We start from the raw sequence: 22,368 nt of genomic DNA on the forward strand, positions 1-22,368 counted from the left end.
GGCGAATCAAAAGTGCGTCCGTAGCTAGGCCAAGGTTTTGATCTGCTAAAAAACCGCAAAGATCTTTAATTTTTAAAAGTCCGTCGTACGCTTACTAAAAATAGCGAGGCTGTTTGGAAGGTGGTTCGTATTTTGAGCGTAATGCGCCTTTCCAACCAACTGCGCCGAAATTTTTCTACGACCATCACGCTTCTTAACCCCTATTGCGCATGAAACGCCGAACGTTTATTCAGGCCAGCCTGGCGGCCTCTTCACTGGCTCCCCCGGCGTATAAACCGGTTGAAACCGCCCGCGATTCGAAAGGTTTTCAGATAAAAGCGGGCGAGGGCCGCTACCACGGACACATTCAACTAAGGGGTGTCAATTCCAACATTCTCGATGTGAAAGTATCCGGAAAAGATACGAATGGCGATCTGGCGGTTTTTGAGCAGACTTCCCTGTCCCCAAAACGCGGCACCCCGTTGCACGTACACCCCAATCAGGACGAAATCTTTCAGGTTCAGGAAGGGGAATACGCCTTTCTGGTCGGACAGGACAAATACCGGCTCAAAACGGGTGACAGTATTTTCCTGCCTCGAAAAGTACCTCATGCCTGGACGCAGGTCAGCGAAAGAGGGCGGATGACGGTGATTCTTCAACCGGCCGGCAAACTGGAAGAGTTTTTTGTCACGATGGCCGCGTTGGAAAAAGAACCGACTCAGGCCGAAATTGCTAAAATCTTTGCCGACCACGAAATGCAGGTGGTGGGCCCACCCTTGAAAGTTGATTAATCAGTCAATGGGTTGTGCCTATTTTTCAACCCGGTTTTCGGCTGCGCGAACCGTTTTCCAGGCGGTTTTTCTCAGTTGCGCGGCAAAATCTGCGGGGACTTTTTCGGGCACAAAGGTCAGGTTAACCGGCGATTCATTGAACAGAAAACCGTACCACACCAGCGCGCCCAGGTAGCAACCGGCGTCATTAGCGTGGTGCGAGTCAAACGCCAGCTTATCCTGATTCCAGGCATAACCGACGTGCAGGGAATGATCCTGGTTCGGCAACTTCGGAGCCTGGGCGTTACGGGCCTCAAAATGGGCGTCTTTCTGATACCCCCACTGCGGATCCGAACTCACCTGCCAGAACGCATCGCCGGTGGGAATAACCGACGTGCCCAGTTCGCGGGCAATGGTCCGATAAGCGGCCCTTGATTTCGCCCACATTTCCTGTTCGCTCCGGGCCAGGGTTTCACCCGCAATTTTCCCGAAACCGTCGGCATCCGAACGGTAGGCCCAGGTTTGATGAAACACGATCCGGGCGTTGGGTTGCAGCTTTTTGATGTAATCATACAGTTTCCGGGCGTAGGGCCGGTAGGTTTCCACATCGCCGGAGAGCATGGAATATTGCTGGAGCGTTACCACATCCCAGGTGCCGTCCGACAGCAACATTTTCAGTGATTTGCCGTTGTAGGCCTTCCCTTTCGGATCATCCGGATTAGCCTCGGCCGCTTCGGCCAGTTCCCAATGCCGTTGCAGCGAACAACCGCCCAGTTCGGCCCGCCCGATGGTCAGTTGGTGGCCCCCTTCTTTGCTCAACTCCGGCAGGTATTTGGCCGCATTGCCGGAAAAACTATTGCCAATGATGAACAGACGAACGGCCTGGACTCTTGTTTTTGCCGCGGGAAAACCGGGATGGGCGCCGGCTAATTGCGTAACCGATACGAGCAGAAAACAGACGATCGCCGTGGACCGCTGGCGAAACCGAAAAGCGCTGATCTTAAGATCCATTTTAATCCGATTGAAAGAGTCGATTTCGGAGAAAGGCGGTTTTTTGTCTATTATACTACTGGACAGGAGTGCGGTCAGGCTTATTTTCCCGGAAACAGATACTTCGTTACGATCACGAAAAAAGCCGTCACGTTCACCGTCGTCGAACCGATCAGCGCGATGGTTACGGCCTGCGGAATGTCCAGCCAGTGCAGGCCTTCGGCGATGATAATGCCCAGAATGACCACCAGCCAGAAGACCACCATCCAGAAAATCCACTGGGCAAACTTCTTCCGCTCCTGAATATCCTGCGCCAGACCGACCAACCGGGTCCGGCGTTCTTCCTGATCATATTTCTCAAACTCGCTGCGGGAAAGTTCGCTGTTGAGCGGGTTGGTCGACGACGATTCGATCAGCTTCCGGAAATTCTCTTTCGTTTTCTGGCTGTCTTCACTCTCCGACATCGCGTCTGATAATTTCGGTGAAATAGTCTTTGATCAAATCATTATCGATGGGCTCCTGCTCAACCAGGCCGCCGTCGCTGCGGCTCACCGACTGATACCAGGGCGACCCTTCGACGTGCGTCCAGTTGGACAATTGAATAGCGCTGTAATCCCGGGCAATATCCCAGGCAAAATTGATGGAGTCCTGCGCCTGCGAATCAAGTTCTTCCTCCCACTCACCCGTCGGAATCGGGGTCGTTATCGGATTATTTCCAAATCGTTTGAAGCGGGAATACACATCGGGAATAACCGGGCCATACGACCAGGCCTGGACTTTCTCGGCAATGAGCGGTTTTTCGTGCCGGGCCAGATGCAGTCCGTGCGCCATGTAAATGAGCTTTTGCAGCTTCATCGGCGTCAGCGGACGGCCTTCGGCGATGCCCTTATTAATAAACTGTCTGGCAATTAGCAATGCCGGGTACATACGGTTCACGATCTATTGTTTACTGATCAGCCGGACTTTTGGTGCGGCACTTGCCCTCCTCAGTCCGGTAATTCCAGGCGCGCAACTCGCTGCGCAGGCCCTGAAAATCAAGAGGTAAAGATACAACGAAGCCGCCTAATTTCCAGCGGTTAAGCGGTGGAATCAATGGAGGTCGGGTTGTTCGAGCACCGGTTTTCCGACCGCTTTCCGGCCTGACTTCGCCGAACGGCCCAGCATATAGGCCCGGCTCAGATACTGCACAATATCGTTGCCGTCGTCGCTCGGAAAATTACCCCGTACGCCGTGGATCGCGTTGACAAACAAAACCGCTGTGACGTTGTTGGGCAACTTCATCCAGACGGTTCGAAGGCCCTGGTAATTCGCCAGTTTCAGGTTCCACCAGCCATCGTGGTAGTGCATGGCGCCGTCGGAAACCGTACCGGAAAAATTACCCAGGCGGTTCGTGATCAGGGTATCTTTCCAGGCGCTTGTCAACACGCGCTGATCGGCGGTTGACAAAACCGTCGCAAACAGTTTTCCGGCTTCGGCGGGCGTCAGATACCAGCCGTACGCACCAACGGTAGTGGTAAAACCGCCGGGATTCCAGCCCGTCTGACCCGCATTCGGATAGGCATAGGCGTAGGTCGGATCGCCCGGCGGCTGCGTCGTTACCACCCGGGTTAAACCCACGTTTTCAAAGACGTTTTTCTGAACGTATTCCGTGTACAACCGCTGCGTCTGCTGATCGTCCGTGAACTCATTGCCCGTAAACAAATACCCCAGCATCGCCGGAATCAACACCCGAAACAAACTAAAATTGGCATTCTGGTAGCAGTAACTGCCCCGGTTGGCGGTCGAAACGCCTTTCTGAATCAGTTGCTGGAGGCCCGACCACGTATTTTCGGAATAGGCTCCGTTGGCACAACTGTTGGTGAGGCCGATGATGCCACTGCGGTGGGTCAGCAAATCCCGGAACGTCACCTGGCCGATGTTGGCTCCTTTTGCCCAGGCCGGCGGCAGATACGGCGCTATTCTATCCGTCGTTTTGATTGCTTTTTCGGCGGCCAGGTGCAGAAACGCCATCGTGGTGATGGTTTTGCTCATACTGGCAATGTGCATTTTTGTATCCAGCGTAAACGGTTTTTCACCTTCCGGGTCGGTCGCCAGCGATTTCAAACCGCCCCGGCCCGACGCCCGCACCTCACTCCCCTCCAGAATGACAAAACCGTATCCGATCTTTTTGATTTTCAGCGAATCGTCGAGCGCCCGGGCGAACGAATCGAACCAGGTCAACGGCTTGTCCGGTTCAGGGTCCGCAGGGTCTTTCTGGCAACTCGTGAGCAGTCCGGCCAGCACAATCCCGAAACCGAGAAGGATGACCCGATGCGGTATATTAACAACCATACGTCAGTTGGTTTTGAAAACCTGCCCCTTAAATTACGGGTTCCTCCGAATTGTTCAACGAAAAATCAGGAATCGTCGGATGGACAACGGCCAACCCCCGGTGTGATTTTGCCCCGTGAGTTGATTTTCAAAACGGTCTTTCGTGCTATCTTTGCACTTTCTACTGACACGATACCCCTTATGTTCCTCGCCGTTGACGCAGGCAATTCCGATACTGTTTTTGGTTTATATGATCAGCAGCAATGGCGACACGTCTGGCGGACGCGCTCGCTGCTCGACGAACCGATGGCTTTTCACATCACCGACCGCCAGGTGGGCGACACGGATGCGGTTCCGGCCGAACGGGATCGCTACGAACGGTTGCTGCGTTTGTGGCTGATGGAAGCCAGCATTCCGCTGAATGCCATCACCGCCGTGGTGATCAGCAGTGTAGTTCCGGAACTGACGCCGACCTTGCGGGCCACGCTCGCCCGGCTTTTTGGTCAGGAGCCCGTTGTCGTCGGTCCGGCCATTTACCATACCTTGCCGTTGCAGATCCTGCGGCCCTACGCCATCGGAACCGATCTGGTCGCCAATGCCCTGGCGGCTTACGTCCGGTATCAGAAAAACTGCGTGGTGGTCGATTTCGGTACGGCGCTCACCTTCACGACGGTTTCCGGCGAAGGCCAGATGCTCGGCGTTGCCATTGCCCCCGGTTTGAAAACCGCCGTCCGGTCGTTGTTTTCGACGACGGCCCAACTGCCGGAAGTACCGCTGGTTTTGCCCGAATCGGCTCTGGGGACCAGCACGGCCCACGCCATTCAGGCGGGTGTGGTGCTGGGCTACGAAGGGCTGGTGCGTTCGTTGATCAACCGCATCCGGGAGGAGTTAAAAGGCGACTGCATTGCCATTGCAACGGGCGGCATGGCCTCGGCCATTCCAACTTTAAGCGCTGACTTTGTTGAAATTATCCCTAACCTTACTCTGGAAGGAATTCGGGAAATTGGCGCCCGGGTTTTCCTCACCGAAACACCTTAGTCCGCCCGGGACAGGTTGCGAGCCACCCACGCGGACCGCAGTCTACTGGTCGGCTATTCCGTATGTTTATCCGGACTGGAAGCTTTCTTTCGTTTCTTCAACGCTTCGTTCAGGATAAACTCCATCTGGCCGTTCACGCTCCGAAACTCTTCCTGCGCCCAGCGCTCGAGTTCCTTCAGCGTTTCCGGATTAATCCGTAAGACAAAAGCTTTTTTCTCCGAAGCCATTCGTTGATAACCAATGAATAATGAACAAGTAACCATGAAGCGCGATCGGGAGCAAATTCATTGTTACTTGTTCATTATTAATTCTAACTATACAGGGTTCCGGCGTTGACGACGGGGTTGACGGATTTTTCTCCGCAGAGGACCACCAACAGGTTGCTGACCATAGCTGCTTTGCGTTCTTCATCCAGGGCCACCACGTCTTTCTCGGCGAGTCGGGCCAGCGCCATTTCGACCATGCCCACCGCACCTTCTACAATTTGTTTCCGGGCCGACACCACCGCCGTTGCCTGCTGACGTTGCAGCATCGCTCCGGCAATTTCGGGCGCGTAGGCCAGGTGGCTGATCCGGGCTTCGAGCACATCAACACCGGCGCGTTCCAGCCGCTCGTTCAGTTCCTGCTCCAGCAAATGGTTGATCTTGCCGGTGCTGTCGCGGAGCGTCACCGTCGCGTCCTCGTCTTCCAGGCTGTCGTAGGCGCAGGTGCTGGCCAAGTGCCGCACGGCCGCTTCCGACTGAATCTGCACGAAGAGGGTATAATCATCGACTTCGAACAGCGCCTTGGCGGTATCGGCCACCTGCCAGACGACAACGGCCGCAATTTCGATCGGATTTCCCATTTTATCGTTCACCTTGAGGGTTTGGCCGTTCAGGTTGCGGGCGCGAAGGCTGATTTTCCGGCGGTTATAAAACGGATTCGCCCACCGCAGACCGGTTTGCCGCATCGTCCCGGTATAATCACCAAAAAAAGTGGTTACCACGCCTTCTTTGGGATTAATCACAATAAGACCGCCCATGAGGGTGATGGAAACGAGAAAGGAAATGATTCCGAGCGCAATGGAACCGGACACAAACCCGAAGCCCGAAAGGCCAAGTAGAAGAACGCCGATCAGCAATAGAATGTAACCGGAAGTGGAGGTAAGGGTCTTTTCTGCCATGGCTTTTTTGATAGTATTATGATATCACAATAGTAGCAATTATTTTAATTCGACGCCAGCGGTTTTCGGATAGTCGGCAAAAAATTGTTGCTACCAGGTTCCTGGCCCGGACAAAGTAATCCGTTCGAATCCGTTCAACCTGTTAAATCCGTGTTCCGATCCCCTATATTTGCAAATCTTTTCTACTTCAAGATGATACTGAGCGAACAGGAGATTAACCGGCGCAACAAGCGCGAAGAACTCATGCGGATGGGCATCGACCCCTACCCCGCCGATTTATTCGAGGTCAACGTCACGGCGGCCGACATTCATAAAAATTACGAACGCAGCAAAACCGACTATAAAAACATTTCCATTGCGGGCCGGCTGATGAGTTTCCGCATCATGGGCTCGGCTTCCTTCGCCGAATTGCAGGACGCCAGCGGCCGGATTCAGCTGTATTTCCGGCGCGACGACCTTTGCCCCGACGAAGACAAAACGCTTTACAATACGGTTTTCAAGAAACTGCTCGACATCGGTGACATCATCGGGGTGAAAGGCTACGTGTTTACAACCCAGACCGGCGAAATCTCCATCCACGTTACGGAGTTCAGGCTGCTGACCAAATCGCTGCGGCCGCTGCCGGTGGTTAAAGAAGTGGTGGATGAGCAAGGCAACAAACAAACCTACGACGCCTTTTCGGACCCGGAGCAGCGCTACCGCCAGCGCTATGTCGATCTGATTGTGAACCCGGAAGTCCGGACGGCTTTCGTTCAGCGGACGCAGCTGGTCAATTCCATCCGGACGTTTCTGAGCAATCACGGTTATCTGGAAGTGGAAACGCCGATTCTGCAACCGATTCACGGGGGCGCGGCTGCCCGGCCGTTCCGCACCCACCACAATACGCTCGACATGACGCTGTACCTGCGGATTGCCAACGAGCTGTACCTGAAACGCCTGATCGTGGGCGGCTACGACGGTGTGTTTGAGTTTGCGAAGGATTTCCGCAACGAAGGCATGAGCCGGTTTCATAATCCGGAATTTACGCAGGTCGAGTTGTACGTGGCTTATAAGGACTACAACTGGATGATGGATCTGATCGAGGAAATGGTTGAGAAGATTGCGCTGGATCTGCACGGAAAAACCGAGTTGCCCGTGGGCGATAAACTCATCAATTTCCAGCGCCCCTGGAAGCGGTTCACGATGTTTGAAGCCATTCAGGAATACACCGGCGTGGATGTGTCGGCGATGGGCGAAGACGAACTGCGGGCCGTAGCCGAAAACCGGGGCATCAAAACCGACAGCACGATGGGCAAATCGAAGCTCATCGACGAACTGTTTGGCGAAGCCGTGGAAGGCAACCTGATTCAGCCGACGTTCATTACGGACTATCCGGTGGAAATGTCGCCGTTGACCAAAAAACACCGCAGCAAACCGGGTCTGGTCGAACGGTTTGAGGCCATTTGCAACGGCAAGGAAATTGCCAACGCCTATTCGGAGCTAAACGATCCGCTCGACCAGCGCGCCCGGTTTGAAGAACAGCTGGAGCTGGCCAAACGCGGTGACGAAGAAGCGATGGCCATGGACGAGGATTTTCTGCGGGCGCTCGAATACGGCATGCCGCCCACGGCGGGGGTTGGCCTGGGCATCGACCGGCTGGCGATGATCATGACCAACCAGCCGTCGATTCAGGATGTGTTGTTTTTCCCGCAGATGCGGCCCGAAAAAAAACTGGAGCTTTCGACCGACGCGGATTTCGAGCAACTGGGCATTCCGGCGGCCTGGGTTCCGGCGCTGCAAAAAATGGGCTATCAGCATGTCAACCAGCTCAGCGGTGCCAACGCCAACAAAATTTTCAACGACCTGGGCGGCATGCGGAAGAAGTTAAAACTGGACGTGCCGATGCCAACGCTGGATCAGGTGAAAAACTGGACGGGCCAGTAAAACCGCCATGGTGGATTACGCGACAACCAAGCAGGTGCTTCTTGAGCGCTGCCAGCAGTACGTTACCCAACGCATCGAAACGGCCAAAACCGCCATGGAAGCGGCTCAGGCGGCTGCCAACGAAGAATCCAAAAGCAGCGCGGGCGACAAATACGAAACCGGGCGGGCCATGGCCCAGATCGAACGCGACCGGCACGCCCAGCAACTAGCCGAAGCCCGCAAACTGGAGCAGGAGCTGGCCCGGATTGACGCCAGTAAAGTGTATACGAGCGGCCAGCCGGGGAGCCTGGTGATCACGAGTCAGGGTAATTTTTTCATCGCCATCAGCGCCGGGAAAATTACCCTTGACCAAACCGACTATTTTGCGGTTTCGGCAGCCTCACCCATCGGCGCCCGGCTGAACCACGCCAAAACCGACGACGAAGTGGTTTTTAACGGGAAAACGCTACGGATCATTACGATCTGCTAACGTGTTTATGGCGGCAGTGATCATTTGTCATGCTGCGGTAAGCCGGTTTGCCCCTTTATAATCTCCTTTTTTACTCTTACCTTACTTACTGATTGCTACGTACGGTATTATGCGTTGCCGATGCCAACACAATACCTTCATTTGGGTCTGCTGCTTTTTCTGCACGTTATCCCTTCCCGGCCGCCCGCGCAGGTCTATGTGCAGCGTGTTACGGTCAATGGAGCCGTATTTCCTTACCGGGCCAATCAGGCCATTCGGCTGGCAGCGTTAGCCAACGATATAACGTTTACGTTTTCCAGTGTGCCAAACCGCCCGGGCAGTTACCACTATAAACTGGAAGGTTTTGACCGGCACTGGATCAGGAGTCCCTACCCCGTGGCGCGGTACACGAACCTCGCTGGCAAAGAATACGTGCTGACCGTGCGGCACGTTGTCGATCAGCGGGTTACGGCCTTTGTTCGCGTTCCGGTTTCCATTGAACGGGAACTAACGGAAGAATGGTGGTTTATTCCGTCCGTACTGGTGTATGTGCTGGTATTGCTGGGCGCACTGATGTATTTTTTTATCCTCTATAATTTCCGGCAGAAACTAAAGGTGCAATCGCTTCGCTACCGGATTGCCGCCGATTTGCACGATGAGGTAGGCGCTACCCTCAGCAGTATTGCAATGGCCACCAACATGGTGCAGCGTAAAGTGGGGAGCACCCAGCCGGACGTGCAATCGCTGCTGGCTACGATCAAAGCCGATTCGGAAGAAACCATTCATTCGATCCGCGATACGGTTTGGACCATCAATCCTGACAATGATTCACCCGAAAAATTATTCGAGAAAATGCGCTCACTGGCTTTTCAACTCCTGACGGTCCAGAACATCGCCTTGCAGTTTGAAAACCATGGCTCCTTAAACAAGGCACTGAGGATCAGCATCGAACAACGACGGAATCTCTATTTGATTTTTAAGGAAGCAATTCATAATATCGCTAAGCATTCTGCGGCTACCGAAGCCTGCGTACAGATTACGCGCTCGGCCCGGGGGCTTCATTTACGCATTGAAGACAACGGTGTAGGCTTTGATCCTGACCAACCGACCGACGGCAACGGCCTGAAAAACTTCCGCAGCCGGGCAGCCGATAGTTTTATTGATCTGATTATTGATTCGTCATCCGGCAACGGGACCCGCCTTTTACTGGTCGTGCCCGAGCTGTAAAACCGCCAGAATTGGTGGGGTATCTATACCGTAAAGACGTTGATCTTTAGGGGTACCCACAGAATCGCTAACGATTATGATCCGTGTCGTTCTTTTTGAAGACAATAAAAGCTTTCGGCAAAATCTCAGCCTTTTTCTCGCCAGTTCGGAGCGGGTGTTCCTGGCCGGTTCGTACGGCGATGCCAACGACGCGTTGGCTAAGGTTCGCAAACACCGGCCGAATGTCGTTCTCATGGATATTCAGATGCCCGGGATTTCGGGGATCGAAGCCATGCAGAAAATCAAAGCCGCTTATCCGGACACCAAGGTGCTGATTCAAACCGTCTTTGAAGATGATCACAAGGTTTTTTCGGCCATTTGCGGGGGAGCCTCGGGCTACGTTCTGAAAAGCCCGGACCCGGACGTTATTCTGCAAGCCATAATCGACGTGGCAAACGGCGGAGCGCATATGTCGCCAACCGTGGCCGCCAAGGTTCTGACGATGTTTCAGCACCAGTTTGTGCAGGCGCAGCCTACCTACGTAGAACTGACCGACCGGGAGCGCCAGGTACTGGGCTGCCTGGTAAAAGGCATGAGCTACAAAATGATTGCCGATGCCTGTTGCCTGAGCTACCATACCGTACACTGGCACGTAAAGCATATCTACGAAAAACTCCACGTCAACTCCGCCCCCGAAGCCATTGTGAAAGCCATCGCGGAGAAACTAGTTTGAATTTCCAGCACCCTAAACCCTATCTACGACAATGGAAGCAAAGACAATTATTATCAACGAGACCGAAGCCGGGCACTTCACCGACTTTCCGGTGAACACGGCTAGTTTACAATACTGGAATCTGGAAAACCAGTACATAAACATCGAACCGGAAGAATTCGTCGCTGCGCAGGAAGCGGGTCTTACTTACATCGAATTTGTCGTGGAAGATATTTTAAAGCCCAAAAAGGTAAAACTGAACCATCAGTTTATTCAGAAGGCGGTTCCTGCCCTGGCCGAAAATGTCATTGTGATGGGAAACCGGGTGCTGGATGGCATTGCCTACACGGACATTCAGCAATCGGTACAGCTAGCGGGCGAGGACACCATTTTTAAATTCTGGTATCCCATCGACGACTTATTGAGTTTGCAGCCGGAAGAAGAAGCCGCCATTGTGTGGAACTACACGTTGTGTAAAAAACAGGGAAACGTTTTTCTGGTCGTGTTCTATTTCAAAAATGCGGAGGAAGCTCAGCGGGGAACGGTTTCGTGTGGCGTTAAAATTCCGAAAGGACGCTCGTAATGACGCCCGAAGAAAGTCAGTACAACGACCTGCTGACTCAGTTTGGGCAATTCACAATCGTGATGATGCTGCTGCCCGCGCTGGTGGCGCTCGTCCGGTACCGGTATCTCAACAAACCGGGACGGGTGTTTTTCGGCTACCTTGTGGCCACGATCAGCGTCAATATCATCGAACAGCTCTTTATCTGGTCTACGGACGTAAACACGTACTATTCATTCTGGGAGCCCTACCTGATCCGGTGGCAGATTGACAATACTTACTTCCTACAAATTCTGGCTTATCTGAAAAACTTCCTTTTTCTGGGCTGGTTTTACGGCCTCATCCTGGTGCCCGTTGGGATCGGTCAATGGACCTTCCGAATCTCAGTGTTGCTGGCGTTGCTGGCGCTGATCGATTACGTCTGGATTTCGGGTTATAACCAGCCCGCCGTGCTGACACCGACCCTGAGCGGCCTCTATACCACCCTTCTGCCTATGCTTCAGCTCTGGTTTCTCATCCAGCAGCAGCATAAAGTGTCACTCGTCAAAATCCCGTATGTCTGGTTCAGCACCGGACTCATCCTGGCAAATCTGTTTACCCTGCTTTTCTTTCTGTTCAACGAAAAAATATACCAGACCGATTTTCTGCTTTTTGTAAAAATGTCTTTGGCCAGAAACTGCCTGGAGATCGTCTCACAGGTTCTGTTTGCATACGGTTTCTGGCAGGCCAAAACATTACGGTATTTATAAAGTACCGGCAAATACCTGCCAAAGTAAACCAAAAGGCCATTTCCCGAGCGGAGTGGCCTTTTTTCATGCCTTTTAAAACCACCAGAATTGGCGGGCGCGCGAGATCTCTGAAGTTCAGACCTTTGATTCGTTGATACGCGTACGGTATGACACGTCCACAAATCTATTTTTCACCTAGTTCCAAAACCAATTACAATCATGTCTGAACTAACAAAATCCACATCCGAGATCACGATGTCACAGGGAGCGGAATTAACCGATCCCAAACTCCGGGCGATCGCGCAGCGCATCATTCGGGAAGCCGAACTGGCAATTGAGAAGGTGGCCGCCAATCACACCCAGGCTAAAAAGTATCCGATCGACGCCAAACCGGGTAGTTTTGAGAGCGCCCTTAAAGCCCGGTTTGACAGTATGCCGCAGGCCAAGAAACAAGTTGCCTCCACCAAAGCCATCGAACGCCTGAAGGCCCCCGCCGTAGTCAGAGCAAAGCATTTTGGTGACCTGGCTACGGTCGATTTAAGCAGCACTCAATCGGTCGACGAACAGGTCAGAGCCATCGACTTTCCGGACGCCCTTGCTTTTACAGCCCGTGAAGTGGCTAATTTTACCCAGAAGCAGGAGAACGGACAGCCTGCTGCTGCCGCCACCAGTACAACCGATAAGCTTGAGTTTCGTATTCATAAAGTAAAATGCTTGGACGAAACCAGTGATTTCCTGGGTGGTGAAAGCGGAGATGATGAAGTCGATTGTACCTACATTGCGGTGGATGAAGACGGGGAAGTCAAAAAAGGCACGAGCTTTCGGGTACGAAGCGACTTCGATGATGGCGAACAGCAGGTGTATTCACCGCCCCGGCGACTCACGTACTTTAACCTGCAGGAAGGAAAAGCATTCCCTAAAACGTACTACGTAACGCTGATTCTTTCGGAAGCGGATATGGGCGGGATATCGGACTTCACCAACAAGCTGCTGGATTTGATCGAAACCAAAGTAAAAGCCGCCATCATTGCCGCCGGATTCCCGGTGGGCGGTTTGCTGGGGGCGGTTATTGGCGCAGCGGTGGGCTATATCGTCAGCCGGGTTTTTGATCTGATCATCAACATCTGGAGTGATGATCCTTTTACACCTAAGCCGGTATCCGTCACGATTCCATCCCTGACGGCCCGGTGGAGCGGCAGCACGAACAGCCCCGACATGATTCTTACCTTTTCCGGGTACGGGGGAACGTATCAGGTGACCTGCGACTGGCAGCTTTTTTCCTGATTCGGTCGCTGGCCCGTTGTAATGGCTGCCAGCTCATAAAAAAAACCCGGTCAAATGTGATCGGGTTTTTTTTATGATTTCGAAGGAGATGTTTTAGTAGGCTCCTTCCAGTTTTTTCACCTTAACGGCATTAAGGCCTTTTTTACCTTCGATTACCTCGAAGGATACGCGGTCTGTTTCCCGAATAGTTGTGCCATTCAGGCCAGTAATGTGGACGAAAATGTCACGGTTCGTATCATCTTCGACGATAAATCCGTAGCCCTTGCTCTCGTTGAAAAATTTAACAACACCTGTTTGCATAAAACTTAAAAAATTAAAAATAAAACATTACTGACTGGAGTATTCTTAACAAAAGTCTTCAAACAGGTTCCAGGTTAACACACGAAATGGGCGATACGGATGGAACTGGCCGTCTATGCATTGACTTTGTTGAATAGCAAATATCTTACACTTTTATAAGACAACGCCTTAGTAAACACAAAGTAACAAAATTTGTTACGAATTTGTAAACAATTTTTTTTGAAAATAATTGTCTTATTTGGCGACATAATTATACAAAATATTTTTTTTCTTAACTAGTTGACCTAAACAATTCGCGGGTGGGATTGTTGATACAATTTGTTCCGTGTATATTTGGTAGAACCGACCCGGATTTAGCGGCCGTACGGTTTTTTTGAGTCACGTACTGATCATCAGGAATGTTACTACGATGAACAAACTCAGGTATTTCGTCGAAAGTCAGGCATTTGGCGTTTGCACGCGGTTGGGCGAACGGATGAACATCTCCGCCAGTAGCATTCGTTTGTATTTTATTTATACCTCCTGCCTTACCCTGGGCTCGCCGGTTGTTCTCTATCTGATTATGGCTTTCTGGATGGAAATGAGCAAACACCTCCGGCGGCACAATAATCCCACGATCTGGGAATTGTAGCTTTCTACCGGCTTAGTCGGTTTTCCAAAGCGCCCGGAACGTCTTTTTTCCCTTCACAAAATACTGCCAGACGATGCTGCGCGGATAAATTTCCGGGTGGGTGATGCGGTTTTTGCGCAACTCGGCCAGCGCATACCGCTGCCGACGCAGAAAAGGAATCCAGCTGTAGAACGCAAAATGGGCCTGCAGAATCGCCAGGGTATTCCGCCATTGGCCCGACGCCAGCAGCTTCAGGCCCGAAATGCCGTCCAGCACCAGCCGGATCAGAACGTTGAGGAAGACGTGGCCCGTTGGCAGATTCTTGTAGAGCATGGCCAGACTGTTGCGGTAATTCAGGAAGGTTTTGCGCGGGTTGGATTGGTGCAGCGTACCGCCCCCGACGTGGTAAACCGTCGAATCGGGGCAATACCAGATCTGGTAGCCCGCATTTTTAGCCCGCCAGCACCAGTCAATTTCTTCCATGTGCGCAAAAAACCGGGGATCAAAACCGTCTAGGCGGTGAAAAATATCGGAACGCACCAGCATACACGCGCCGGTAGCCCAGAAAATTTCCCGGGCATCGTCGTATTGCTGCTGATCTTCTTCGGTGGTATCGAAAAGCCGCCCCCGGCAAAACGGGTAACCCAAATAATCGATGTAGCCCCCGGCCGCACCGGCGTATTCAAACAGGCGGGGATTTTTATGCGCCCGGATTTTGGGCTGACAAGCCGCCGTTTGGGGATTGCGCTCCATGAAGGTCCGCAGCGGACCCAACCAGCCCGAACTGACTTCCACGTCGGAGTTGAGCAGAAGGTAATACGTGGCTTCGATCTGTTTCAGGGCGGCATTGTAGCCGCCCGCGTAACCGAAGTTAACCGGCAGCTCGATGAGCCGCACCGCCGGAAATTTGGTGTGCAACAAAACGACGGAACCGTCCGTGGAACGGTTGTCGGCCACGTATACCGGGCACCCTTCCGAATGCGCCAGCACCGTCGGTAAAAACCGCTCCAGGTAGGATTTGCCGTTGTAATTCAATATCACGATGGCAAGCTGATCCATGTCTTACGACATCATACTTCCCAGGTCGAAACCGGGAATATTGGGCAACAACCCCTCGGTTGCTTTCTGGAGATGGGCCTTTATTTTAGGTTCTACGTTTTCGAGGGCTTTGTTTGTAGCCGCCACGACCAGGTCCTGCAACATCTCGCGATCGTCGGGCCGGATCAGTTCCTGATCAATATTCAGCCGGATAACCTGTTTAAGGCCGTTGACGGTCACCTGAACCATCCCGGCACCCGACTCTCCTGATTCAGTAATGGTGTTGAGACTGGCCTGCGCATCTTTCATGCGAGCCTGAAACTCTTTCACCTTCCCGAACATATCCATCATGTTGAACATACTAGTTTCGAAAAAAGAAGTGAGACAAAAGACAAGAGAAGGATCAAAACGGTATCCAAAGGCTCCGACAAAGGTAACAAGGAATGAACAGCTCGCCCGGTTTTTGCTTTCTTTTGTCGCTTGTCCTTCCTCCTCCTTCTTGGTCTTTCTTCCGGTGTCTATTGAATCAGTAACACCGAGCCCGCCTTTTCTGTTTTCGCCCCCTTCTGGTCGGTAGCGGTAATGCGGTAGGCATACGTGCCGGGCTGGGCAGCCTGCCCGCCGATTTTGCCGTCCCAGCCTTCGCGGTTTTCACTGCGGAACACGACCTCGCCCCAGCGGTTATACACCGTTAGCTGAACGGATTCAAAATACGTACTCCCTTTTACTTCGAACAAATCGTTCACGCCATCGCCGTTGGGCGTAAACGCATCGGGCATAAAAAGCCGGGGCGCCTGAGAGAACGTGTAGAAATTGGAATAGCTAATGGCCCCGGATTTCGATACGGCCTTGACCCGAAACCGGAACCGTTCGGTGTCCGGGTCGTTCTGCGTGGGCCGGTACGACGTCTGGGTGCCGACGGACACCTCTTGCCAGACCACCCCGCTTTCGTCAATTTTTTCGATGACGTACCGATCCACGGCTTCGTCGGCAAAAGGCGAACTGCTGGTCCAGTCGATGGTCGCAGATGAATGGGAAGTCAGGTAAATCGTACAAACGGTCTGGGACGGTTCCGACGCCACTCCGCAGGCGTTCTGATAAACAACCTGATAGCAATACGACTGCTGCTGGGGCTGCACACCCCCGTCCTGGTGAATGTTGCGATCCACTTCTTCGCCGGTCTGAACGAACGAGCCGCCGTCCTGCCGGAAAACAATCATTTTATAGCTGGGGCTCTGCGAAGTCGGAACGGGCGGCAGGCCCCGCAAATCAACGCGGTTATCGCCGTTGACCGAAACCTGCACCGTTGAAAAAGACGGGGGCGCTTCCGCCGAACGGGCCGTTACGCACGTCCGGTCGGATACGATTTCCGCCGAACCGGTCTGCGCCCTGATCTGGTAGCAATATTCTTCGTTGCAATTGAGTCCTTCCGCATCGCTGACGGAATTGGTATTGACGTTGGTGATGGTACGGAACACGGCATCGTTTTTCGTCAGGGTATAATTCTGAAAGCCCGCCGGACTCCCGGGCACGGTCCAGCCAATGGCATTCTGTTTTTCCCGGGCTTCCACTTCCAGACCGATGCTACAGACCTCGTTCGACGTCAGCATATTCCCGCAGCCGTCCTGCGAAACAACTTTGAAACAGGTCGGATGAGCGGTTATGTTCGGGATGGTGACGGACCCGCTGCCGCTGCGGGTGATGGCGGTGTTTTCAAAGGTTCCGGCCGCGTTTTTTTTCTGAACCGTAACCACCTGGCCGGTCGAAACCTGTATTTGCAGCGTGACGTTGGTTCCGGTAGTCGCCAGGCGGTTGATGAGGGGCTGCGTCATGGTACCACCGGGCGTTACCGATTGGATTGCCATGCCTCCACAATTCACGGCCCGATAATTTCCCTGCACCCGGATGCTTCGGGTGGCGTCGGAAGTGTAAGTATGCATCAGGCCGGAAATGGCGGTTTTGGCAACCGTCTGAAAACCGTTTCCATCCCCCCAGTCAATTTTAAATTCATCGTACTGGCTGGCAATTCCGTCGTTGATGATGTCAACCTTCACCCGCCGGTCGGCGCAGGTAAACACCCGGAAATTAGGCGGTGTGGCATCCAGCACCTCCACCTCCTGGCAGGCCACCGAGCCGGTTCCATTGCTGCCTACCTGAAGGATTTTATACTTCCCCGGTTTTACAAACGTATAGGTTGTTGCTGCCACACCGGCATTGGTTGCAACCGGGTCGCCCCCTTTGTATTCATAGATGTATTTAAATAAATTATCCGGATTGTTGGTCGTGTTTTTGACCGTAATCGTGAAGGGATTACAGCCTTTCGTGCTTGATACGGTAAAACCGCCTTTTGCAGCCGCCGGCGGTGGAGTGACGCACCAGTCCACAACATTTGTTTGAGCAAACGCATTTAAATTCAGAATAAAACACGCGCCGATCAGGAAAAACCGGACCTGATGCCGGTCGAACCACCAAAAACCGGCTGACCACTTCCTGACAACTCTCACGGGAGGTAAAGATTTTCGAGCTACAACTACTGTTTTTATCAAAAACGTCTGAAACACAAATTTAGCGTATCGAACGTATCTTTGCGGAACAATGTTCTAAAAGACGTGTGCGAAAAGACAAAAACCAAACGACGGATACGAACGTAACGAAGGTCTGCTGGTTGCCGATCTCACATCTCCTGTCTTATTTCTAATCAGTATGATGAGCAATAATAGTACCAATCCCGGCATTCAACTGGACCGCATTGAAGACGCGATTCAGGATATTCGCGACGGAAAAATCATTATCGTCGTGGATGACGAAGACCGGGAAAACGAGGGCGACATGATTTGTGCCGCGGAGAAAATCACGCCCGAAATGGTCAATTTCATGATTCGCGAAGGTCGGGGCCTGATGTGCGCTCCGCTGACCGAAGCCCGCTGCCACGAACTGGGCCTGGAAATGATGGTTGGCAACAACACCTCCGTCCACACCACGCCGTTCACGGTTTCGGTTGATCTGCTGGGCCACGGCTGCACCACCGGCATTTCGGCCAGCGACCGCGCCAAAACCCTGCAGGCGCTGGTCGATCCGGCAACCCAACCCGAAGATCTGGGCCGTCCGGGGCATATTTTCCCGCTGCGGGCCGTCGATGGGGGCGTTATTCGCCGGGCCGGTCACACCGAAGCGGCCGTTGACTTTGCCCACCTGGCCGGTTTGCAACCCGCCGGGGTTCTGATCGAAATTTTGAGCGAAGACGGCACGATGGCGCGCCTGCCGCAACTGCGCGAAATTGCCGATAAATTCGGGATGAAGCTGGTCAGTATTCAGGATCTGATCGAATACCGGCTGCGTCAGGAAAGCTTGATCCGGCGCGAAATCGGCGTTCAGATGCCCACCGAATACGGTGATTTTGAACTCATTGCCTACAAACAGATCAATACCGACGACACGCACCTGGCGCTGATCAAAGGAACCTGGGAGAAAAACGAACCGGTGCTGGTCCGCGTCCATTCCTCCTGCGTCACGGGCGACATCTTTGGTTCGTGCCGCTGCGACTGCGGGGAGCAGCTTCACGCGGCCATGCAAATGGTCGAAAAAGAAGGCAAAGGCATCGTGTTGTACATGTTTCAGGAGGGCCGGGGCATCGGTCTGATCAACAAACTGAAAGCCTATAAACTCCAGGAAATGGGCCGCGATACGGTGGAAGCCAATCTGGAACTGGGCCTGCCGATGGACGCCCGCGACTACGGCGTTGGCGCGCAGATTCTGCGGGATCTGGGCGTTACCAAGCTCCGGCTGATTTCTAACAACCCAAAAAAACGGGCGGGCCTGATGGGCTACGGACTGGAAATTGTGGAAACCGTTCCAATTGATATCCAGCCCAATCCGCACAACGAAGTGTACCTGCGCACCAAACGCGACAAAATGGGCCATATCCTCCGGCATTTTACCGATCAGGTCGGGTAACCACCCGCTTCCGTATCCAAAGCCCGACCATCCGGTCGGGCTTTTTTTGTCCTTTTTTACCAGACACGCAACCCTTTTCCGGCTTTCGCCGTACTGGCCAACGAATCGATTCACAGGACGCGCGTTTGTAGTTCTAACCTTTTTATCTCTTTTGCTATGAAAACGAAATGGATTGCGACTCCTGTGGTCGCCCTGATGCTTATTGCCGTCGGGTTCCTCCAGTCCTGCGGCAACGATTCGGAAGATGCCGACCCAACGCCCGCCGAACCGGCGATTAACCTCACCAATACCTCGCTGGGCAATGTCATGACGGACGAAACCGGCCGCACCCTGTATTTTTTCTCGAACGATTACGACAGCACCGGCGCGTCGACCTGTACGGGCAACTGCCTGACCAACTGGCCGGTTTTTTACCGGGAAAATCCGAAACTGGCTGCGGGTCTGGCCGCGACGGATTTCGGGACCATTACGCGGGCCGATGGGGCCAAACAAAGCACCTACAGGGGCTGGCCGTTGTATTATTTCAAGGATGATGCCGTTCAGGGTGACGTAAAAGGCGAAAACGTCGGTAACATCTGGTTCGTAGCCAAACCGAATTATTCCATCATGATGGCGAATGCCCAATTGGTGGGGCACAACGGCAAATCCTATACGTCCGACTACAAGGAAGGAACCGGCAAAACCATTTACTTTACCGATGGTCAGGGCCGGACGCTGTACGGTTTTCGGAACGATAAGAAAAATAAGAATAACTTTACAAAGGCGGATTTCAGCAACAATGCCGTCTGGCCTTTGTACGAAGAAACGCTGAAGGAAATTCCTTCAACGGTCGACAAATCGCTTTTTGGCTCGATTACGGTGGCCGGCCACCAGCAACTGACGTTCAAAGGCTGGCCGCTGTATTATTTTCAGCAGGATAACGGCAAACGGGGCCTGAACAAAGGCATCAGTTTTCCGCAACCCGCCGTGTGGCCGATTGTCAACAACAACACGGCTGAAGCGCCCGCGCCCTGAGGTCTTTACGGTTTTCAGGGGGCCGGTTCTCACTTTTTTACCTAGTATTCTACCAATCTATATCTGTTGATGAGAACCGCCCGCTGAAAACCGTAAACTACTTTTTACCCGGTTGACGCAACCCAATTGCGCCGATTCGCGTACTGACGATGAAACCCGACGCATGACCGTTCCCTCCCCAGATATCGCCGGATTGTTGCAGGAATGCCAGAATGGCAATCGCAGAAGCCAGGAGCAGCTTTACCGGCAGTTCTACGGCTACGCGATGGGAATTTGCCTGCGGTATTCGTACAGCCGGGACGAAGCCGTGGAGATTTTGAACGACGGTTTTATGAAGGTGTTTACCCGCTCGAACCTGTACCGGCCGGAAGTGCCGTTCAAGATGTGGTTGCGCCGGATCATGATCAATACCGCCCTGGACTACTACCGGCAAAACCGGAAACACCGCTACCACGAAGACATTGATCAGGCCGGGCAGTTTCCCGACGCAGAAGCCAGTGCCCTCGACCAGTTGAGCCACGCGGAGCTGCTGGAAGTGGTTCAGTTATTAACACCCGCTTATCGAATGGTATTTAATTTATACGCCATCGATGGCTTTACGCACGAAGAAATTGCCGGACAGTTGAATATCTCGGTTGGGACTTCCAAATCGAATCTGGCACGTGCCCGAGAACAGTTGAAACAATTATTAAATCGTAGATGCCATGGCGAGTTTGCAAGAACTTCCCGATGACGAACTGGACAAGCTCTTCCGGTCGTCTGCCGGGGAGTTTGAACCGCCTTACAATCCAGAGGACTGGAACAGTCTGCGCCGACGTCTCGACGAGAATGACCGGTCGCGGTTCCTCGACCGGTTTATTTACTGGGGTTTGCCGCTGCTGCTGCTGTTGCTGACCACGGTTTCGCTGATCGTACCGCCCGGCGACGGCCCGTCGGCCATCCGGGTGGTTGCGAAAAATCTGAAAACCGTTGCCGACCGCCAGGTGCCCGGGTCAGCGTTGTCCGGCAAGAATGCGCCGGGGGGGTCAGTTGCGGAAAAAACCGGTCGTTCGGGCGACGCAAGCCTTCCGGCCCCGGTTCCGGCCGGGACCGACGCGCCCGCCGTTTCGGAAGTGAAATCAGAAAACCGGGTGTCGGAAAAACCGGCTGAAAAAACCGCCTTCGTTCCGTCGAAAACCGGGTCGGCAGAAACGGCGCGCTCGGCAGAACCGGCTCCGGCGAAAAAACCGGGTGAAGACGTAAAAAATAACGCTCCGGAATCGGTCGCCCAAACGGTTTCAATCCGTTCGGCGACGGAAAACCGACTGGCGAAAACCGCCCGGCGGAAAAACGGTCCGGCATCCCGGCGAACGGCGTCGGCCCGTTTTGATGAGTTGCCAAGCGGAGATGTACCGCGTCCGCGGGTGGCTGGAAATGACAATGATGCGCGGGCCGACGGATTGGTCCAAACCCGCAAAAACCGGCCAAAACCGGCTTCGGAAAACCGCGCGAAGGCCGGTGAAGGCAGCCTTGCTTTATCCGAAAAACCGGCCCCGGAAACCCCGGTTTCAGAAACGGGACCAGTTGCTTTATCCGGCAATCTGGCGTACATCCCGGCCCGGCCCCCGGCGAAACCCGTTTTGCCGTCGTTGCCGGAACCGGATCTGGAACCGATGCGGCCGCCGGTCGTGCCCAAAACGATGCCCCCGATTCCGGTGATTGGATACCCGGCTTTGTCGGTTCGGTTTGTGGCCGCTCCGGATCTCAATTTCGTGGGCAAAAGCCCGAAAGCCGCCAGGGATTTCGAAACGGGCGTGCTGGTGGAGTACCGGTTTTTACGGCGCTGGACCGTGCAGAGCGGGGTGCTGCGGTCTGTCAAAAAATACACGGCACCAGCTTCCGAATACACTCTTCCGGATACGATCGCCAAGCACTGGTACGGTCCCTGGTACGAAAGCGTCGGCGCGGTTTGTACGGTCCTCGATATTCCGCTCAATGTGCGCTATGACGTGCTGCTGAACGACCGCCGACGGTGGTTCGTCAGCGCCGGAGCCTCTTCGTACATCATGCAGAAGGAAACGTATGAGTACTATTACCCGCCGGGCACCAAACCAACTTCTACCAACCAAAAATACAAAGGATGGAACGGTACCACCGGTTTACACGCCTTCAGTCATTGGAATTTCTCGGTTGGGTATGAGCGCAATTTTCGCGCGGAAGGGCCCTTCCGTCGGTTTTCCTGGCAGGTGGAACCGTTCCTGAAGTACGCCCGGGGAGCTACGCTGGGATTTGGCAAAATCCGGCTGACCAGCACCGGGGTCTTTTTCTCAGTCCGCTATCGGTTGTAACAACACTTTTTGA

The 22,368-nt window shown here is 53.5% G+C and carries 25 protein-coding genes; 14 read left to right on the top strand and 11 right to left on the bottom strand.

What is annotated here, in order from left to right; all coding sequences use genetic code 11:
• The first annotated feature begins 209 nt into the window (after positions 1-209).
• Positions 210-770 (top strand): cupin domain-containing protein, encoded by a 561-nt coding sequence (locus ACYVHX_RS08075; RefSeq protein WP_460671125.1) that lies wholly within the window; start codon positions 210-212, stop codon positions 768-770.
• 18 nt (positions 771-788) lie between these two features.
• On the opposite strand, the gene ACYVHX_RS08080 is transcribed toward ACYVHX_RS08075, so the two are convergent.
• From ACYVHX_RS08080 to ACYVHX_RS08100, 5 genes are all read right to left on the bottom strand, one after another.
• Complete coding sequence (locus tag ACYVHX_RS08080) at positions 789-1,760, bottom strand: DUF4886 domain-containing protein (RefSeq protein WP_460671126.1); 972 nt, start codon at positions 1,758-1,760, stop codon at positions 789-791.
• 80 nt (positions 1,761-1,840) lie between these two features.
• Positions 1,841-2,203 (bottom strand): hypothetical protein, encoded by a 363-nt coding sequence (locus ACYVHX_RS08085; RefSeq protein ID WP_460671127.1) that lies wholly within the window; start codon positions 2,201-2,203, stop codon positions 1,841-1,843.
• Positions 2,190-2,666, bottom strand: a complete 477-nt coding sequence (locus ACYVHX_RS08090; protein WP_460671128.1) for a Panacea domain-containing protein — start codon at positions 2,664-2,666, stop codon at positions 2,190-2,192. Before ACYVHX_RS08090 ends, ACYVHX_RS08085 begins: the two co-directional genes overlap by 14 nt.
• A gap of 19 nt (positions 2,667-2,685) precedes the next feature.
• Positions 2,686-2,832 (bottom strand): hypothetical protein, encoded by a 147-nt coding sequence (locus tag ACYVHX_RS08095; RefSeq protein ID WP_460671129.1) that lies wholly within the window; start codon positions 2,830-2,832, stop codon positions 2,686-2,688.
• On the bottom strand, positions 2,829-4,070 hold the full coding sequence (locus ACYVHX_RS08100) for a serine hydrolase domain-containing protein (RefSeq protein ID WP_460671130.1): 1,242 nt from the start codon (positions 4,068-4,070) through the stop codon (positions 2,829-2,831). The genes ACYVHX_RS08095 and ACYVHX_RS08100 overlap by 4 nt, the downstream gene beginning before the upstream one ends.
• Positions 4,071-4,250: 180 nt before the next feature.
• On the opposite strand from ACYVHX_RS08100, the gene ACYVHX_RS08105 reads away from it, so the two are divergent.
• A complete protein-coding gene (locus ACYVHX_RS08105) occupies positions 4,251-5,087 on the top strand; it encodes a type III pantothenate kinase (protein ID WP_460671131.1) in 837 nt (278 codons plus the stop codon).
• A 53-nt stretch (positions 5,088-5,140) separates the two neighbouring features.
• On the opposite strand, the gene ACYVHX_RS08110 is transcribed toward ACYVHX_RS08105, so the two are convergent.
• Both ACYVHX_RS08110 and ACYVHX_RS08115 read right to left on the bottom strand, forming a co-directional pair.
• The gene (locus ACYVHX_RS08110) at positions 5,141-5,314 is read right to left on the bottom strand and encodes a type II toxin-antitoxin system antitoxin (RefSeq protein WP_460671132.1); all 174 of its coding nucleotides are present in this window, start codon (positions 5,312-5,314) and stop codon (positions 5,141-5,143) included.
• A gap of 83 nt (positions 5,315-5,397) precedes the next feature.
• Positions 5,398-6,249, bottom strand: a complete 852-nt coding sequence (locus ACYVHX_RS08115; protein ID WP_460671133.1) for an SPFH domain-containing protein — start codon at positions 6,247-6,249, stop codon at positions 5,398-5,400.
• 192 nt (positions 6,250-6,441) lie between these two features.
• Here ACYVHX_RS08115 and lysS point away from each other — a divergent pair, with 192 nt between their 5' ends.
• The 7 genes from lysS to ACYVHX_RS08150 all read left to right on the top strand — a co-directional run bounded on the left by lysS (position 6,442) and on the right by ACYVHX_RS08150 (position 13,112).
• Positions 6,442-8,172, top strand: a complete 1,731-nt coding sequence (lysS, locus tag ACYVHX_RS08120) for a lysine--tRNA ligase (protein ID WP_460671134.1) — start codon at positions 6,442-6,444, stop codon at positions 8,170-8,172.
• A 7-nt stretch (positions 8,173-8,179) separates the two neighbouring features.
• Entirely contained in the window at positions 8,180-8,641 is a 462-nt protein-coding gene (locus ACYVHX_RS08125) for a 3-oxoacyl-ACP synthase (RefSeq protein WP_460671135.1), read from the top strand.
• Between the two features lie 666 nt (positions 8,642-9,307).
• Entirely contained in the window at positions 9,308-9,847 is a 540-nt protein-coding gene (locus ACYVHX_RS08130; protein WP_460671345.1) for a sensor histidine kinase, read from the top strand.
• Positions 9,848-9,923: 76 nt separating this feature from the next.
• Positions 9,924-10,559 (top strand): response regulator transcription factor, encoded by a 636-nt coding sequence (locus ACYVHX_RS08135; RefSeq protein ID WP_460671136.1) that lies wholly within the window; start codon positions 9,924-9,926, stop codon positions 10,557-10,559.
• Between the two features lie 31 nt (positions 10,560-10,590).
• Positions 10,591-11,121 (top strand): hypothetical protein, encoded by a 531-nt coding sequence (locus ACYVHX_RS08140; protein ID WP_460671137.1) that lies wholly within the window; start codon positions 10,591-10,593, stop codon positions 11,119-11,121.
• A complete protein-coding gene (locus ACYVHX_RS08145) occupies positions 11,121-11,849 on the top strand; it encodes a hypothetical protein (protein WP_460671138.1) in 729 nt (242 codons plus the stop codon). The genes ACYVHX_RS08140 and ACYVHX_RS08145 overlap by 1 nt, the downstream gene beginning before the upstream one ends.
• Positions 11,850-12,047: 198 nt before the next feature.
• Complete coding sequence (locus ACYVHX_RS08150; protein WP_460671139.1) at positions 12,048-13,112, top strand: hypothetical protein; 1,065 nt, start codon at positions 12,048-12,050, stop codon at positions 13,110-13,112.
• A gap of 93 nt (positions 13,113-13,205) precedes the next feature.
• Here the strand turns inward: ACYVHX_RS08150 and ACYVHX_RS08155 are convergent, their stop codons facing one another.
• The gene (locus ACYVHX_RS08155; RefSeq protein WP_124875441.1) at positions 13,206-13,412 is read right to left on the bottom strand and encodes a cold-shock protein; all 207 of its coding nucleotides are present in this window, start codon (positions 13,410-13,412) and stop codon (positions 13,206-13,208) included.
• A 409-nt stretch (positions 13,413-13,821) separates the two neighbouring features.
• Between ACYVHX_RS08155 and ACYVHX_RS08160 the strand changes: the two genes are divergently transcribed.
• The gene (locus tag ACYVHX_RS08160) at positions 13,822-14,043 is read left to right on the top strand and encodes a PspC domain-containing protein (protein ID WP_460671140.1); all 222 of its coding nucleotides are present in this window, start codon (positions 13,822-13,824) and stop codon (positions 14,041-14,043) included.
• 12 nt (positions 14,044-14,055) lie between these two features.
• Here ACYVHX_RS08160 and ACYVHX_RS08165 read toward each other — a convergent pair whose 3' ends face one another.
• The 3 genes from ACYVHX_RS08165 to ACYVHX_RS08175 form a co-directional block, all read right to left on the bottom strand.
• Complete coding sequence (locus ACYVHX_RS08165) at positions 14,056-15,081, bottom strand: glycosyltransferase family 2 protein (protein ID WP_460671141.1); 1,026 nt, start codon at positions 15,079-15,081, stop codon at positions 14,056-14,058.
• A gap of 3 nt (positions 15,082-15,084) precedes the next feature.
• Positions 15,085-15,420, bottom strand: a complete 336-nt coding sequence (locus ACYVHX_RS08170; RefSeq protein ID WP_460671142.1) for a YbaB/EbfC family nucleoid-associated protein — start codon at positions 15,418-15,420, stop codon at positions 15,085-15,087.
• Between the two features lie 158 nt (positions 15,421-15,578).
• Entirely contained in the window at positions 15,579-17,564 is a 1,986-nt protein-coding gene (locus ACYVHX_RS08175; protein ID WP_460671143.1) for a T9SS type B sorting domain-containing protein, read from the bottom strand.
• Positions 17,565-17,766: 202 nt separating this feature from the next.
• Between ACYVHX_RS08175 and ACYVHX_RS08180 the strand changes: the two genes are divergently transcribed.
• The 4 genes from ACYVHX_RS08180 (at position 17,767) to ACYVHX_RS08195 (ending at position 22,355) form a co-directional block, all read left to right on the top strand.
• Positions 17,767-19,014, top strand: a complete 1,248-nt coding sequence (locus tag ACYVHX_RS08180; RefSeq protein WP_460671144.1) for a bifunctional 3,4-dihydroxy-2-butanone-4-phosphate synthase/GTP cyclohydrolase II — start codon at positions 17,767-17,769, stop codon at positions 19,012-19,014.
• Between the two features lie 156 nt (positions 19,015-19,170).
• Entirely contained in the window at positions 19,171-20,028 is an 858-nt protein-coding gene (locus tag ACYVHX_RS08185; protein ID WP_460671145.1) for a hypothetical protein, read from the top strand.
• Positions 20,029-20,191: 163 nt separating this feature from the next.
• Positions 20,192-20,761, top strand: a complete 570-nt coding sequence (locus ACYVHX_RS08190) for an RNA polymerase sigma factor (protein WP_460671146.1) — start codon at positions 20,192-20,194, stop codon at positions 20,759-20,761.
• Positions 20,733-22,355, top strand: coding sequence for a porin family protein (locus ACYVHX_RS08195; RefSeq protein ID WP_460671147.1), 1,623 nt, complete (start codon positions 20,733-20,735; stop codon positions 22,353-22,355). The genes ACYVHX_RS08190 and ACYVHX_RS08195 overlap by 29 nt, the downstream gene beginning before the upstream one ends.
• Positions 22,356-22,368: the final 13 nt, after the last annotated feature.

The organism is Larkinella ripae, from assembly GCF_054780775.1.

What these genes read in the sequence shown, in the direction of transcription:
- ACYVHX_RS08075 (WP_460671125.1), top strand. Translation starts at nt 210, where the DNA reads ATGAAACGCCGAACGTTTATTCAGGCCAGCCTGGCGGCCTCTTCACTG.
- ACYVHX_RS08080 (WP_460671126.1), bottom strand. Translation starts at nt 1,760, where the DNA reads ATGGATCTTAAGATCAGCGCTTTTCGGTTTCGCCAGCGGTCCACGGCG.
- ACYVHX_RS08085 (WP_460671127.1), bottom strand. Translation starts at nt 2,203, where the DNA reads ATGTCGGAGAGTGAAGACAGCCAGAAAACGAAAGAGAATTTCCGGAAG.
- ACYVHX_RS08090 (WP_460671128.1), bottom strand. Translation starts at nt 2,666, where the DNA reads ATGTACCCGGCATTGCTAATTGCCAGACAGTTTATTAATAAGGGCATC.
- ACYVHX_RS08100 (WP_460671130.1), bottom strand. Translation starts at nt 4,070, where the DNA reads ATGGTTGTTAATATACCGCATCGGGTCATCCTTCTCGGTTTCGGGATT.
- ACYVHX_RS08105 (WP_460671131.1), top strand. Translation starts at nt 4,251, where the DNA reads ATGTTCCTCGCCGTTGACGCAGGCAATTCCGATACTGTTTTTGGTTTA.
- ACYVHX_RS08110 (WP_460671132.1), bottom strand. Translation starts at nt 5,314, where the DNA reads ATGGCTTCGGAGAAAAAAGCTTTTGTCTTACGGATTAATCCGGAAACG.
- ACYVHX_RS08115 (WP_460671133.1), bottom strand. Translation starts at nt 6,249, where the DNA reads ATGGCAGAAAAGACCCTTACCTCCACTTCCGGTTACATTCTATTGCTG.
- lysS (WP_460671134.1), top strand. Translation starts at nt 6,442, where the DNA reads ATGATACTGAGCGAACAGGAGATTAACCGGCGCAACAAGCGCGAAGAA.
- ACYVHX_RS08125 (WP_460671135.1), top strand. Translation starts at nt 8,180, where the DNA reads ATGGTGGATTACGCGACAACCAAGCAGGTGCTTCTTGAGCGCTGCCAG.
- ACYVHX_RS08130 (WP_460671345.1), top strand. Translation starts at nt 9,308, where the DNA reads ATGGCCACCAACATGGTGCAGCGTAAAGTGGGGAGCACCCAGCCGGAC.
- ACYVHX_RS08135 (WP_460671136.1), top strand. Translation starts at nt 9,924, where the DNA reads ATGATCCGTGTCGTTCTTTTTGAAGACAATAAAAGCTTTCGGCAAAAT.
- ACYVHX_RS08140 (WP_460671137.1), top strand. Translation starts at nt 10,591, where the DNA reads ATGGAAGCAAAGACAATTATTATCAACGAGACCGAAGCCGGGCACTTC.
- ACYVHX_RS08145 (WP_460671138.1), top strand. Translation starts at nt 11,121, where the DNA reads ATGACGCCCGAAGAAAGTCAGTACAACGACCTGCTGACTCAGTTTGGG.
- ACYVHX_RS08150 (WP_460671139.1), top strand. Translation starts at nt 12,048, where the DNA reads ATGTCTGAACTAACAAAATCCACATCCGAGATCACGATGTCACAGGGA.
- ACYVHX_RS08155 (WP_124875441.1), bottom strand. Translation starts at nt 13,412, where the DNA reads ATGCAAACAGGTGTTGTTAAATTTTTCAACGAGAGCAAGGGCTACGGA.
- ACYVHX_RS08160 (WP_460671140.1), top strand. Translation starts at nt 13,822, where the DNA reads ATGAACAAACTCAGGTATTTCGTCGAAAGTCAGGCATTTGGCGTTTGC.
- ACYVHX_RS08165 (WP_460671141.1), bottom strand. Translation starts at nt 15,081, where the DNA reads ATGGATCAGCTTGCCATCGTGATATTGAATTACAACGGCAAATCCTAC.
- ACYVHX_RS08170 (WP_460671142.1), bottom strand. Translation starts at nt 15,420, where the DNA reads ATGTTCAACATGATGGATATGTTCGGGAAGGTGAAAGAGTTTCAGGCT.
- ACYVHX_RS08180 (WP_460671144.1), top strand. Translation starts at nt 17,767, where the DNA reads ATGAGCAATAATAGTACCAATCCCGGCATTCAACTGGACCGCATTGAA.
- ACYVHX_RS08185 (WP_460671145.1), top strand. Translation starts at nt 19,171, where the DNA reads ATGAAAACGAAATGGATTGCGACTCCTGTGGTCGCCCTGATGCTTATT.
- ACYVHX_RS08190 (WP_460671146.1), top strand. Translation starts at nt 20,192, where the DNA reads ATGACCGTTCCCTCCCCAGATATCGCCGGATTGTTGCAGGAATGCCAG.
- ACYVHX_RS08195 (WP_460671147.1), top strand. Translation starts at nt 20,733, where the DNA reads ATGGCGAGTTTGCAAGAACTTCCCGATGACGAACTGGACAAGCTCTTC.